Genomic DNA, 13,181 nt, shown 5'->3' on the forward strand with positions numbered 1-13,181 from the left:
CATGACTCTATACAAAACCTTTCTGGCGCTGTTGGTTGCCGTGATTTTAAGCGGCTGCAGCAACAAAGAATCCGACCGTCTGGAGATCATGACCAATTCCTGGATCGGTTTTTCCCCGCTGTTTTATGCCAAGGAACAGGGTTGGCTCGAACCGTTAAACATCAAACTCTCCAACGTCGTCTCTCTGGGTGAAAACATCCACATCTACCAAAACGCCCAGAAGCACGCTTTTACCGGCACACAGCACGAATTTTATCAAGTCAGCAAAATGCAGCCCGATCTGGTGCCGGTGATTATGTTCGACCGCTCCAACGGCGGCGATATGGTCATGAGCAATGTCACGCTGGAGGCTTTGCAGGCCATGCAGTCGCCCATTGATGTCTACCTGGAACTCGACACCGTCAATAAAGTCGTGTTTGAGGATTTCATCAAACAAAACGCGCTGGAAGACAAACGGTTCAATTACCGCAACAAAGACCAGGTGAAAATCGTCACCACCATCAAAAACCAGACGTTTTCCGAGCCGACGGTTATCGTGACCTACATTCCGTATAACTTCGAACTGCAACAACGCGGCTTCAACACCCTGGCGTCAACCGAAGACAACCTCAACCTCCTGGTAGTGGATGCGCTCTACACCCCCAAAAGCGTGCTGCTGAAACATCGCGAGCAGTTCGTGGGGCTGAAACAGGCGATTTCCAGAGCGCTGGAAGCGCTCAGAACCGATCCGCGCAGCTATTACAACACCGTTAAACCCTATCTTGAAAATGGCTCATTCGAAGATTTTCAGAGCAGTCTGCACGATATCGAGTGGCTTGACAACGAACTTGCACCGCCATTAATCGAGCGCCTGAATCGCGCACAATTTCCTATCAGAGACCTGCTGTAAATGTTCGGTATCCAACATTTTCTACTTTCCATCATCCTGATTATTGTCACCGTTTTCTACAGCGTTTTCTTCTACTACTTTTTGGAAGATCAGCAACGCAAAACCGACCTGATTCTGGAAAACATCCGCCATGATCTGTCGGAAAGCGCCTATGTGATCTCCACAGAAACCCACAATCTCGAATCGATCAAAGGTTTCACCTCTTTTTTGAATCGCAAAGTAGCCAACAATCCGCTGATCGACTCGATGGCGGTGGCCTACGGCAATCAAATCCTGGTGACCACCGATCCTCACATCCTCGCGCCGCCGCCACGTCAGCTGACGGTGTCCAGATTCGACAAAATCAGTGCTGCACAACTCATTCAGCAGCAGATCTTTGAAGCCCCGATTCGCTTCTATATTCAAGACGAGCCGCATGAATTGTCGCTCTTTATCTACCCCGACCAGGACTACCTGATTAACTATTTCTCGCAGCATCAGATCGATTTTATTGTGCTGTTCGGACTGATTCCGCTGGTACTCTTTGCGCTGTTCTGGCTGGCATTGCGTCAGTTCCTGACCAATCCGCTCGAAAAACTGCGCCAGTACGCCTACTATCAGTCAGAAATCCCCTCCCAATGCAAAATCCGCGAGTTGGAATATGTACGCGCCTCCATGGTGCAAACCTTTGATCGCCTGGAGCAGGAACGCGACGAGCTTTATCGCCTGGCGCGCACCGACGAATTGAGCGGGCTAGCCAACCGCAATCAGCTCAATGAACGCTTGAGCTGGCTGATTGCCGAAGCCGCCCGCAACAACAGCGAATTTGCACTGCTGTTTATGGATCTGGACGACTTTAAAAAGGTCAATGACTCTCTGGGCCATGAAATCGGCGACAAACTGCTGCAGAGCGTGGCCGGGCTGATTCAGGATGTTCTGCGTAAATACGACATCATCGCCCGTGTCGGCGGCGATGAGTTCGTGATTGTCTTGAGTCATTACAAAAACAATCTGGAACTGACCCATATCATCGAACGTGTCCTCGCCCGCATCAAGGAAGTCCACCTGGTGGATATCCATCCGGTTAAGGTCGCCGCGAGCATCGGCGTGGCCTTTTACCCCAAAGACGGCAACAATATCGTCAACCTGCTCAAAAATGCCGATATTGCCATGTACGAGGCGAAAAACTCCGGCAAAAACCAGTTTAAATTCTTTACCGAAGAGCTGCACCGTCAGGTTCTGGCGGAAATCGAACTGGAACACGATATCCGCGAAGCACTCGATCACGAACAGTTTGAGCTCTATTACCAGCCCAAGATCTCCATTCATGATTTCAAGGTCATCGGAGCGGAGGCGCTGATACGCTGGAACCATCCGACAAAAGGCTTTATTCCGCCAGATCAATTTATCCCCGCGGCAGAACGCAACGGTATGATTGTCGAACTCGGTTGGTGGATTCTCAGGCAGGCGATTTGGCAGCAAATGCAATGGAAACAACAAGGCATAATCGATATTCCGGTGTCCGTTAACCTGTCTGCGGTGCAGTTTCTCGACAACCATTTCGACGAAAACTTCAAGGATCTGATTCATACCCCCGGGTTTGAGGCGAGCAAACTCGACGTGGAAATCACCGAGTCGGTGTTTATCGAACGCTCCCATAACAATTTGAACTCCTTATTCCGTATCTCCAAACTCGGCGCAACCATCTCACTGGACGATTTCGGTACCGGCTACTCCTCGCTTGCCTACCTGAAAAGCTTTCCGCTCAACACCCTCAAAATCGACAAATCATTTATGGACGACTATGCCTCGGAAACCGGTGCCGCGTTTATCGAAACCATCGTTAAAATCGCGCAAACCCTCAAACTCCATGTGGTGGCCGAAGGGGTGGAAACCCACGAACAGTTGGAATACCTGAAACGCATCGGTTGCGACAGCTATCAGGGCTACTACTGTTCCGCGCCTTTACCGGTTGGGAGGTTTGAAAACTTCATCCGCGAACATATCGCCGCAAAATTCTGTGACTGAATATCGCTGCGGGCACTTAAACGGCCACCATAATTGGCACACGATTGGCGCCGCCCGTGTGCTAAAATACCGCCAACTTTTTTCCTGTTGCTTTGAAGGTATTACAGCGTAATGAAAACATCCAACCTTTTGCTCTCCACTACCCGTGAAACCCCTTCCGACGCGGTGGTTATCAGTCATCAGCTGATGATTCGTGCCGGCATTATCCGTCCGCTGGCGGGCGGCCTTTACAACTGGCTGCCGCTGGGCGTGCGCGTGCTGCGCAAAGTGGAGGGGATTATCCGCCAGGAGATGGATCGCGCCGGCGCGCAAGAGGTGTTGATGCCGGTGGTGCAGCCGCTGGAACTGTGGGATGAATCCGGCCGTGCCGAAGACTACGGTCCGGAACTGTTGCGCTTTAAAGACCGCCACGATCGCGATTTTGTGCTGGGACCGACGCATGAAGAGATCATTACCGATCTGGTGCGCCGCGAAATCCGCAGTTACAAGCAACTGCCGGCTAATTTCTACCAGATCCAAACCAAATTCCGCGACGAAATCCGCCCGCGTTTCGGGGTGATGCGTTCACGTGAATTCATTATGAAAGACGCCTACTCTTTCCATATGGATCAGGACAGCCTGCAAGCCACCTACGATACTATGTACGATACCTACAACCGCATTTTCAGCCGCTTGGGTCTGAATTTCCGCGCGGTGCAGGCCGATACCGGCTCCATCGGCGGTGAAGGTTCGCACGAATTCCACGTACTGGCCGATTCCGGTGAAGACGATATCGCCTTCTCGACCGAGTCGGATTACGCCGCCAACGTCGAACTGGCCAAAGCGGTCGCACCGCGCGGCGAACGTGCCGCACCGACGGCTGAATTGACCAAAGTGGCCACACCGGGCAAGCACAGCATTGAAGAAGTTTGCGACTTCCTGCAGTTGAAGAAAAAAGTCGTGGCCAAAACGCTGTTGGTCAAAGGCGCGACCGATGCCCATCCTGTGGTGGCTTTGGTGTTGCGTGGCGATCACGAACTCAACGAAATCAAAGCACAAAAACTGGAACTGGTCGCCGATCCGTTGGAAATGGCAAGCGACGAGGCCATTTTCGCTGCGGCAGGCTGCAACGCCGGCTCCATCGGCCCTGTCGGCTTGAACATTCCGGTGATTGTTGACCGTACCGCGGCCTTGATGAGCGATTTTGTCTGCGGTGCCAACGAAGACGGTTACCACTTTACCGGCGCCAACTGGGAGCGTGATGCCAAAATCACCCTGGTGGCCGACATCCGTAATGTCGTCAAGGGTGATCCAAGCCCGGACGGCAAAGGCAAACTGGAAATCCGCCGCGGTATCGAAGTCGGCCATATCTTCCAACTGGGCAACAAATATTCGGCGGCACTCAATGCCAACGTGCAAAACGAAAGCAGCCGCGCGCAGATCCTGAAAATGGGCTGCTACGGTATCGGTGTGACCCGTGTGGTCGCCGCCGCCATCGAACAGAACTACGACGACAAAGGCATTATCTGGCCGGAATCGATCGCCCCATTCCAGGTGTGCATTGTGCCGATGCAGATGCACAAGTCGCCGCGCGTGGCCGAAGTGGCGGAACAACTTTATGCCGAACTGCAAGCCAAAGGCGTGGAGGTGCTGTTTGACGACCGTGCGGAACGCCCCGGCGTGATGTTCTCCGATATGGATTTGATTGGTATCCCGCACCGCATCGTGATTGGCGAGCGCGGGCTGGACAACGGCATGCTGGAATACAAACACCGCCGCGACGACGCGTCACAGGATGTCGCGCAAGAAGGGTTTATCGACTTCCTGATGGCGAAGCTAAACGCCTAAAACGCGACTACCGCGTGGCAATAAAAAGCGGCTGTAAATTCACTTTACGGCCGCTTTTTTATTTTAGGCACACTCAGGCAGACCCGGCCTGTTGAGTTTTTTTAACGCCTGTTAAACCTGTTTTCTCACACTGATCCATAATAGGGCCGCGACAAGCCACATCAAGCCTTGCGCCCACGCCATCCATTGCAGGTTGGCATGCACCAGCGGTACGACCAATGCCGCCACCAATCCCGCCGTTCCCATCTGAAACAGACTCTGCACCGACGAGGCCAGACCACGCCGGCTTGGCAGACAATCCAGCGCCACAATGCTCAACCCGGGATTCGCCAGCGCATAGCCCACCGCATAAAGCACAATCGGCCCCACCACCCAGAGCGCTTCCGGCTGCCACCCGGCCTGTTCAAACGCAATATTGGACACCACTGCAAACAAGCCCACTAACAAAGCGCCGTTTATCACCGCCTCCATACTGAAACGATTGGCCAAGCGGTGTGAAAAGAACGAACCCAGCAGGATCCCCGACACGACGGGCACAAAGAAGACCCAGAAGTCCTGCTCCTGAAGGTGCAAGTGGTCAAAAATCAGACTGGTCGAGCCGGCCACGTACACAAAAAAACCGCCGACCAACAACCCTTGCGCCATCACCAGACGCAAAAACTGCGGGTGCCGGGCACTTTGCCAATAAGCCTTGGCAATCGCTCCCGGATGAATCGACTGCACATGCTCCGTTGCCTGGGTTTCACCGACGTGACGCCACATCATCCACCCTATCACAATCGCATAAGCACCCAAAAAATAGAAAATCGAGCGCCAGCCGCTGTGCACTTCCAGCCAGCCACCGATAATCGGCGCGATGGCCGGTGCCGCGGTAAACAGCATCATCACCAAGGCCATCGCCTTTTGCGCCTCCTGTTTGGGAAACACATCGCGCACCATCGCCCGGCTGGCCACCACACTGCCGGCCGCCATAACCCCTTGCAGCAGTCGCCCCCAGAAAAGCTGGTCGTAACTTTCCGCCAAGGCGCACAGCAGACTGGCCAAAAAATACCCCAGCAAGCTCCACAGAATAATGCGGCGGCGCCCCCACTTGTCGGCCATCGGCCCCCAAAAGAGCGTAGCCAATGCAAACGCCCCCAAATAAACCGCCAGTGTTTGGGTGAGCAGTTCACGTGAAGCCATCAGCTCGCGCTCAATCGCCGGAAATGATGGCAAATAGGTATCGATGCTGAAAGGCGCCAGCATGCTGATAAACGCCACAACCAAAATCAACAGGCCGGGTCGCAATGGGGAAGGGTTTGAAAATGTCACCGAGCGTCTCAAACAGATACATGGAGAGCTGTGCACGAGATAGATACACGATTAAAAAGGGCCAAAATCCGTCTGATTTTTGTTGAAAACTTGCTAATAGCTAGCTATTAGCTGCGTTTTCCGCCGCAATCAGCCAAATTTTGCTTCATTTTTTCTTCGCGCCCTACTCGTGCAAAGCTCTCAAATGGAAAAAACGTGCGCGGTTATCTCCGCCGAATGGCGATGGATTTAGTATAAACTAGATGTTGCTTTGTCTGGCGTCATTTCCCCTACCGCAACCGTGCAAGGAGGCAACACGTGATCATAGGCGTGCCCAAAGAGATCAAAAACAACGAATTCCGCGTCGGTCTGATCCCCTCCAGTGTCCGCGAACTGGTCGCGCACGGCCATCGCGTCTTGGTCGAAACCCAAGCCGCGGCCGGCATCGGCCTTGACGACACCGATTATCAGCAGGCCGGTGCGACGTTGGTTGACTCCGCCGCAGAGATTTTTGCCCGCGCCGAACTGATCGTTAAAGTGAAAGAACCGCAACCCCATGAAATCGCCCTGTTGCGCCCCAACCAAGTGCTGTTCACCTACCTGCATCTGGCGGCCGATCCGCAGCAGACACAAGCGTTGCTTGACAGCCAGGCCATCTGCATCGCCTACGAAACCGTTGAAGACCCGCATGGACGCCTCCCCCTGCTTGCCCCCATGTCGGAAGTGGCCGGCAAACTCGCCGTGCAGGCCGGCGCACATTTTCTGCAAAAATCGCAAGGCGGCCGCGGCATTCTGCTGGGTGGGGCCGCGGGGGTAGCCTCCGGCAAGGTGGTCATTATCGGAGCGGGCACCGTCGGCCGCCACGCCGCACTGATGGCGGTCGGCCTGCAGGCGGATACCGTGGTGCTCGACACCAATCTGAATGCCTTGCACGCCTTGGAAGCGCAGTTCGGCAATCGCCTACAAACCCTTTATTCCAACCGCGACAATCTCGAACAGCAACTGCTGCAGGCCGATTTGGTCATTGGCGCGGCGCTGATTCCCGGCGCCAGCGCGCCTAAACTAATTACCGCAGAACACATCCGCCACATGAAAACAGGGGCAGTGATTGTCGATGTGGCCATCGATCAGGGCGGCTGCGCCGAAACCTCGCGCCCGACCAGTCATGCCGAACCCACCTATACCGTTGATGGGGTGATCCATTACTGTGTGAGCAATATGCCCGGGGCCGTGCCGCATACGTCGGCTTATGCCCTAAACCACGCCACCCTGCCTTACATCCTGGCCCTGGCCGACAAGGGTTATCAGAAAGCCCTGCTGGAGGATCCGCATTTCAGAAAAGGCCTGAATGTCTGCTGCGGTCAACTCACCCATCCCGGCGTAGCCCAGAGCCTTGGGTTGGATTCTATCAATCCAGAAATAGTGCTCGCATAACACCTATGAAATGGCTTAAAAACCTGCTGACGCGTTATGCCCTCAAGCACCACCCTTTAAACCATACGCAGTGGCAGAGATTAATGACCGGCTCGCCGCTGTTTAGCGACTTGAGTGCGGTCGAGAAAGCGCATCTGCGCGAACTCACCATCCTGTTTTTAGAGCGCAAACATTTTAGCGGCGCTTTGGGGTTGCCAATAGACGACACGATCAGAACCACCATTGCAGCCCAAGCCTGTCTGTTGTTGATTAACCTGAATTTCGACTATTTTGATGACTGGTCGGACGTGGTGGTTTACCCCAGCACTTTCAAGGTCAAACGCCACCACGCCGACAAGCTGGGGATTGTTTCCGCCGAAGAACAGACTCTCGGGGGCGAAGCCTGGCTCAAAGGCCCGGTGATCATCGCCTGGGACAGTGCGGTAGCAGACATGCAGACGCCGCGTTTCGGACACAACGTTGTCATCCACGAATTCGCGCATAAACTTGATATGCTCAACGGCAAAGCCAACGGCATGCCCCCTTTGCATGCCGATATGCCGCGCCAGGAATGGACACAAGCCTTAAGTAACGCCTTTGAGACCTTGCAACGCCAAGTGAGCCGCGGCCACCGTACGGCAATCGATGCTTATGCGGCGACCTCGCCGGCCGAGTTTTTTGCGGTGTGCAGCGAACTGTTTTTCAGCGCCCCGCAAACACTGCACCGCGCCTTTCCCGAGGTCTACGCACAACTTGCCCTGTTTTATCGTCAGGACACGCTAAAACGCCACCCTTCTATTCGTCGACCAGATAATCCATCAGAATAATATAGAGTTTTTCCAGCACCTTGATGTTTTCCAGCGTCCGTTCATGGTCGCAATCAGGATGCTCCAGTGCATCGCGGTTCAATTGCCACAGACGTTTGCAGGTATGGATGGTCACGCGCAACTCATAAGGACTGGGATTGCCGGCTTCGGCCCAATCGGCCGGCATCATATCCTCTTCAGCCGCGACAAATTGGCAGAGATTGCCCTGCTTGGCAACAGGATATAGCACCTGACGCCCCGTAGGACGAACAGATGAGGAGGAAGGAGGAATCGGTTTTAAACTCAAAACAGTCGCCATAGTACGCTCCTATTGGCTGTGCAATACGCATGTTAAAGACCTTACCTCGCCCCCAGTATATAACCTAGTAAACAACTAGGAAATAGATATTTTTAATCACGCCATAATCTGATCGCCTTTCTTCTCGGAACGGGAATCGCCACTGCCTCCTTAAAACGTTATAATGCCCGCAACGAAACGCGGGAGGGGATTATGGCTATTCAATGGTATCCGGGACACATGCATAAGGCACAGAAAGAGGTGCGCGAAATCTTCAATCAGGTGGATGTGTTCATCGAGGTGCTCGACGCCCGTATCCCTTTCAGCAGCGAAAACCCGCTGATTGCGCAAATCCGCCAGGACAAGCCGACCATCAAAATCCTCAACAAAACCGATCTAGCCGATCCGGCGAGAACCCAAGCCTGGCAGGCCTTTCTTGAGCAGGAAAAAAGCGTCAAGACCCTGGCCTTCAACGCCCAGCAACAAGACAAACGCGAACAGATCATCAGCCTGATCAAAAAAATGGCGGCCGACAAAGCCGATACCGTCAAAACCATCCACGCGTTGATTATCGGCATCCCCAATGTGGGCAAATCCACGCTCATCAACAATATCACCGGCCGCACCATTGCCAAAACCGGCAACGAACCGGCCGTGACCAAAAACCAGCAGCGCATCAAGCTCGAAGAGAACATCACCCTGATCGACACCCCGGGCATGCTCTGGCCGAATATCGAAAACGAGCACAGCGGCTATCGCTTGGCGATTACCGGCGGCATCAAGGAAACCGCCTTTGAATTGCCGGACATCGCCTCCTATGCGGCGGAATTCATGCTGGCACACTACCCCGAAAACCTCAAACAGCGTTACGGCTTGGAGGAGTTGCCGGTCAGCGACATCGAACTGCTGGAAGTCATCGGCCGCAAACGCGGCTGTCTGCGCGCCGGCGGACGGGTCGACATCGACAAGGTTTCGCGCCTGTTTGTTATGGAGTACCGCGACAACCTGTTCGGCCCGGTCACCCTGGAAACGCCGGAGATGATGCTCGAGGAACTCAAACAGGTAGAAGTGCTCCGTCTGCAAAAAGAAGAGAAGAAAAAGGCCCGCGAAGCCGACAAAGCGGCCAGAAAAGCGCGCCGCAAGCGCAATAGCTAGGTTTCGCCAAAAAGCCCAAACGCGTTTTAAAAAACTCAACAGGCCGGGTATCCAGCGCATTTGAGATAAATCAAATTTAGTGACGTAATCCGGCCCTTTTCACAGTTTTGCCATAATCCTCGCGAATTGGGCGTGCTAAGATGACTGCAAAATCTCACGGGAGTTCAGTCATGCCCTCACACCCTTCTCCTGCCTCCTCTGCAGCTTCTTCTGCCAGTTTGGACCAGGCCTTTAAAACCCAGATTCTCACCGATTCGCCCACGCGTTCACGCCGCGGCTGGATATGGCCGCTGGTGTTACTGCTGATCGTATCGGCTGCGGGCATCGCCTGGTGGTTCTCCCAAAAACAGAGCAGCGGCAACTACCAGTACATTACCGAACCTGCCGATATTGCCGACCTCACCATCAAGGTCACCGCCACCGGCACCTTGCAACCGCTCGACCAGATCGACATCAGCTCGGAAACCTCCGGCACCGTCAAAGCGGTTATGGTGGAAGAAAACGATCACGTCAAACAGGGTCAGGTTCTGCTCAAACTCGACACCACTACATTGGAAGCGCAGGTCCGGCAAACACAGGCCAATATCCAAGTCACCCAGGCGCAAATCCGCCAGGCCGAAATCGCTACTGAAGAAGCGCTGGCAACCTATCGCCGCAAACAAACGTTACAACCGCAAAACTTCATTTCCGCCGAGGAACTCAACGCCGCCAAAGCGGCTTATGAAAAGGCGCAGGCCAACCTGCAATCGGCCCGAGCCCAACTGTTGCAGGTGCAGGCCACCCTCGCCCTGCATCAGGATCAACTCCGCAAAGCCACCATCATATCGCCATTTGACGGAGTGGTTCTGTCACGCCAGATCGACCCCGGGCAAACCGTCGCCGCCTCCCTGCAAGCACCGGTTTTGTTCACTCTGGCGCGCGACCTGACCCAAATGGAACTGTTACTGGATATCGACGAAGCCGACATCAGCAGCGTCAAGACCGGCCAAAAGGCGGCCTTTTCGGTAGACGCTTACGGCGATCTTCATTTTCCCGCTGTCATCACCAAAGTGCATCTGGCACCGCAAACAGTCGACGGGGTCGTCACCTATCAGGCCCGCCTTAAAGTCGACAATCCGGACGGCAAACTGCTGCCCGGCATGACCTCTACCGCCGACGTCATCGTTGCCCAGATTCCGCAAACGTTGCTGGTCCCCAACAGTGCCCTGCGCTTTGAACCTCCGGCCACTCAGGACAGCAGCAGCCGCAGTCTGGTGAGTCAGTTATTGCCACGCCGCCCGCCGGAAGCGAAGAAAAACAATAAATCGGCCAACGGCAGCCAGCGGGTTTGGGTACTGCAAAACGGCCAGCCTGTCGCCATACCAGTCAAAACCGGCGTCAGTGACGGCCTGCGCACCCAAATCCTCTCCGGCCTCGAGGCGGGGCAAAACGTGATTGTCGATACCTTGCAGGGTAATCAACCATGAGTCAGCCGCTACTGGCATTGCAAGAGGTATGCAAGGTCTACGGCCAGGGCGCCGCGCAGACCCCGGTGCTGAACCACATCGACCTGCAGATTGCCCAAGGCGAATTTGTCGCGATCATGGGCCACTCCGGCTCCGGAAAATCGACCACGCTGAACATTCTCGGCTGCCTGGATACGCCGACTTCCGGCACCTACCTGTTTGACGGCATGCATGTCGAACAGATGAGCACCCAGCAGCGCGCACTGCTGCGGCGTTTTTACATCGGCTTTGTATTTCAGGGCTTCAATCTGCTCAATCGCACCTCCGCCCTTGAAAACGTCGAGTTGCCGCTGATTTATCGGGGATTGTCGCGTGAGCAGCGTCAGCAACTCGCCATGGACGCCTTAAAGGCTGTCGGATTGGAGGATTACGCCCATCACACGCCCGGCGAACTCTCCGGCGGACAGCAGCAGCGTGTTGCCATTGCCCGCGCCATTGTGACACAGCCCAAGGTACTCATGGCAGACGAACCCACCGGTAACCTGGATACACAGCGTTCCCACGAAATCATGCAGATTCTGCAAAGCCTCAACCAGGAACAAGGCATCACCATCGTGATGGTCACCCATGAAGAGGAGATGGCTGCCTATGCGCATCGGCGCATTCTTTTCAAAGACGGGCAAATTGAATCGCCCGAGCTCCCGCCGGAGGCCGTATGATCTGGAATGCGTTTGTCCTGGCCTTGCGCGAAATACGCCGCAATCTGATGCGCTCTTTTCTCACCGTGCTGGGCATCGTCATCGGGGTTGCCTCGGTGATTACCATGGTCACCCTTGGCAGCGGTGCGACCGCCCAGGTCACACAGGATGTCGCCAGCCTTGGCTCCAACCTGATCAACGTCAGCCCCGGGCAGCGCATGGGCATGGGGGTTCGTACCAACGCCCCCTCTTTTAAACGCAGCGATGTGCTTGCGCTGAAGAACGAACTGCGCGGGGTCAAAGCCGCCGCACCCGTATCGCGTTCGGCCATTACCGCCAATTTCGGCAACGCTCACTGGTCCACCAGCCTCAGCGGCACGACCGCCGATTATTTTGAAGTGAGAGAGTGGCGCACGCAACAGGGCCGCCTCTTCACCGAAGCCGAAGAACGCGCCGGACGCGCGCTCTGTGTCATCGGCGAAACGGTGCGCGAACAGCTCTTCGGCAAAGAGAGCCCCATCGGCAACCAAATCCGTTTCCACAAAATGGCCTGTACTGTCATCGGCCTGCTGCAATCCAAAGGCCAGAGCAGCTTCGGTTCCGATCAGGACGACATCATCCTGATGCCGCTAAAAACCTTTCAACGCCGCATCAGCGGCGACCAGGACATCAATCTTATTCAGGTGGCGATTCTGCAAGGATTGGACACCAGCGAATATAAGCGCAAAATCGTCAAGCTGATGCGCGATCGCCGCCATCTGAGCGATAACGAAGACAACGACTTCTCGGTGATGGACATGAAAGAGATTGCCAATATGCTCAGCAATATCACCAAAGTCCTCACCATGCTGCTCGGTGCAGTAGCCGCCGTCAGCCTGCTGGTTGGCGGCATCGGCATTATGAATATCATGCTGGTCTCGGTGACGGAACGCACCCGGGAAATCGGCATCCGCTTGGCGATTGGCGCATTGGAAAAAGAGGTGCTGACGCAGTTTCTGGTGGAATCGGTGGTTCTTTCGACCTTTGGCGGCATTTTCGGCATTCTGCTGGCCTTTGTCGCCTCGTCGATTCTGGCCATGCTGATGTCGGTGCCATTGGTCTTCAATATCTGGGTCATCATCGCCGCCTTCCTGTTTTCGGCTTTCATCGGTGTATTGTTCGGTTACTTCCCGGCACGCAAAGCCGCGCGTCTTGATCCTATAGTCGCCTTGCGACATGAATAAAGGCGATTCGCCCAATCGCCCTTAATCAACATAGTGAGTGTTGCTGAAGGGCATCCGTAAATATTGATTCTAATTAATAAAACCATCAAAACCCTTCCGAACTGGCGCACGCCAATTGACAAGCAATCAG

The 13,181-nt window shown here is 54.7% G+C and carries 11 protein-coding genes; 9 read left to right on the plus strand and 2 right to left on the minus strand.

Annotation, left to right across the window (positions count from 1 at the left end):
- Position 1 precedes the first annotated feature (1 nt).
- The 3 genes from HZ297_RS00980 (at position 2) to HZ297_RS00990 (ending at position 4,723) form a co-directional block, all read left to right on the plus strand.
- Positions 2 to 889: a substrate-binding domain-containing protein gene (locus HZ297_RS00980; RefSeq protein WP_178861026.1), complete on the plus strand. Its 888-nt coding sequence runs from the start codon at positions 2 to 4 to the stop codon at positions 887 to 889.
- Entirely contained in the window at positions 890 to 2,896 is a 2,007-nt protein-coding gene (locus HZ297_RS00985) for a putative bifunctional diguanylate cyclase/phosphodiesterase (protein WP_178861028.1), read from the plus strand.
- A gap of 111 nt (positions 2,897 to 3,007) precedes the next feature.
- A complete protein-coding gene (locus HZ297_RS00990) occupies positions 3,008 to 4,723 on the plus strand; it encodes a proline--tRNA ligase (RefSeq protein ID WP_178861030.1) in 1,716 nt (571 codons plus the stop codon).
- A 111-nt stretch (positions 4,724 to 4,834) separates the two neighbouring features.
- Here HZ297_RS00990 and HZ297_RS00995 read toward each other — a convergent pair whose 3' ends face one another.
- On the minus strand, positions 4,835 to 6,034 hold the full coding sequence (locus HZ297_RS00995; protein ID WP_178861032.1) for a Bcr/CflA family efflux MFS transporter: 1,200 nt from the start codon (positions 6,032 to 6,034) through the stop codon (positions 4,835 to 4,837).
- Between the two features lie 297 nt (positions 6,035 to 6,331).
- Here HZ297_RS00995 and ald point away from each other — a divergent pair, with 297 nt between their 5' ends.
- Entirely contained in the window at positions 6,332 to 7,447 is a 1,116-nt protein-coding gene (gene ald, locus HZ297_RS01000) for an alanine dehydrogenase (protein ID WP_178861034.1), read from the plus strand.
- 5 nt (positions 7,448 to 7,452) lie between these two features.
- Positions 7,453 to 8,253 (plus strand): M90 family metallopeptidase, encoded by an 801-nt coding sequence (locus tag HZ297_RS01005; protein ID WP_178861036.1) that lies wholly within the window; start codon positions 7,453 to 7,455, stop codon positions 8,251 to 8,253.
- Here the strand turns inward: HZ297_RS01005 and HZ297_RS01010 are convergent.
- A complete protein-coding gene (locus HZ297_RS01010; RefSeq protein ID WP_178861038.1) occupies positions 8,222 to 8,551 on the minus strand; it encodes a hypothetical protein in 330 nt (109 codons plus the stop codon). The two genes, HZ297_RS01005 and HZ297_RS01010, sit on opposite strands and share 32 nt — an antisense overlap.
- Before the next feature lie 192 nt (positions 8,552 to 8,743).
- On the opposite strand from HZ297_RS01010, the gene ylqF reads away from it, so the two are divergent.
- The 4 genes from ylqF (at position 8,744) to HZ297_RS01030 (ending at position 13,051) form a co-directional block, all read left to right on the plus strand.
- A complete protein-coding gene (ylqF, locus tag HZ297_RS01015; RefSeq protein ID WP_178861040.1) occupies positions 8,744 to 9,685 on the plus strand; it encodes a ribosome biogenesis GTPase YlqF in 942 nt (313 codons plus the stop codon).
- A gap of 170 nt (positions 9,686 to 9,855) precedes the next feature.
- Positions 9,856 to 11,151 (plus strand): efflux RND transporter periplasmic adaptor subunit, encoded by a 1,296-nt coding sequence (locus HZ297_RS01020; RefSeq protein WP_178861042.1) that lies wholly within the window; start codon positions 9,856 to 9,858, stop codon positions 11,149 to 11,151.
- Positions 11,148 to 11,849 (plus strand): ABC transporter ATP-binding protein, encoded by a 702-nt coding sequence (locus HZ297_RS01025; protein ID WP_178861044.1) that lies wholly within the window; start codon positions 11,148 to 11,150, stop codon positions 11,847 to 11,849. Before HZ297_RS01020 ends, HZ297_RS01025 begins: the two co-directional genes overlap by 4 nt.
- Entirely contained in the window at positions 11,846 to 13,051 is a 1,206-nt protein-coding gene (locus tag HZ297_RS01030; protein ID WP_178861046.1) for an ABC transporter permease, read from the plus strand. The genes HZ297_RS01025 and HZ297_RS01030 overlap by 4 nt, the downstream gene beginning before the upstream one ends.
- The last annotated feature ends 130 nt before the right edge of the window (positions 13,052 to 13,181 follow it).

Source organism: Thiomicrorhabdus cannonii, from assembly GCF_013391695.1.
Lineage (GTDB): Bacteria > Pseudomonadota > Gammaproteobacteria > Thiomicrospirales > Thiomicrospiraceae > Thiomicrorhabdus > Thiomicrorhabdus cannonii.

Bases quoted from the DNA above. Each gene is read 5' to 3' on its own strand.
- HZ297_RS00980 (WP_178861026.1), top strand. From the start codon at position 2: ATGACTCTATACAAAACCTTTCTGGCGCTGTTGGTTGCCGTGATTTTA.
- HZ297_RS00985 (WP_178861028.1), top strand. From the start codon at position 890: ATGTTCGGTATCCAACATTTTCTACTTTCCATCATCCTGATTATTGTC.
- HZ297_RS00990 (WP_178861030.1), top strand. From the start codon at position 3,008: ATGAAAACATCCAACCTTTTGCTCTCCACTACCCGTGAAACCCCTTCC.
- HZ297_RS01005 (WP_178861036.1), top strand. From the start codon at position 7,453: ATGAAATGGCTTAAAAACCTGCTGACGCGTTATGCCCTCAAGCACCAC.
- HZ297_RS01010 (WP_178861038.1), bottom strand. From the start codon at position 8,551: ATGGCGACTGTTTTGAGTTTAAAACCGATTCCTCCTTCCTCCTCATCT.
- ylqF (WP_178861040.1), top strand. From the start codon at position 8,744: ATGGCTATTCAATGGTATCCGGGACACATGCATAAGGCACAGAAAGAG.
- HZ297_RS01020 (WP_178861042.1), top strand. From the start codon at position 9,856: ATGCCCTCACACCCTTCTCCTGCCTCCTCTGCAGCTTCTTCTGCCAGT.
- HZ297_RS01025 (WP_178861044.1), top strand. From the start codon at position 11,148: ATGAGTCAGCCGCTACTGGCATTGCAAGAGGTATGCAAGGTCTACGGC.
- HZ297_RS01030 (WP_178861046.1), top strand. From the start codon at position 11,846: ATGATCTGGAATGCGTTTGTCCTGGCCTTGCGCGAAATACGCCGCAAT.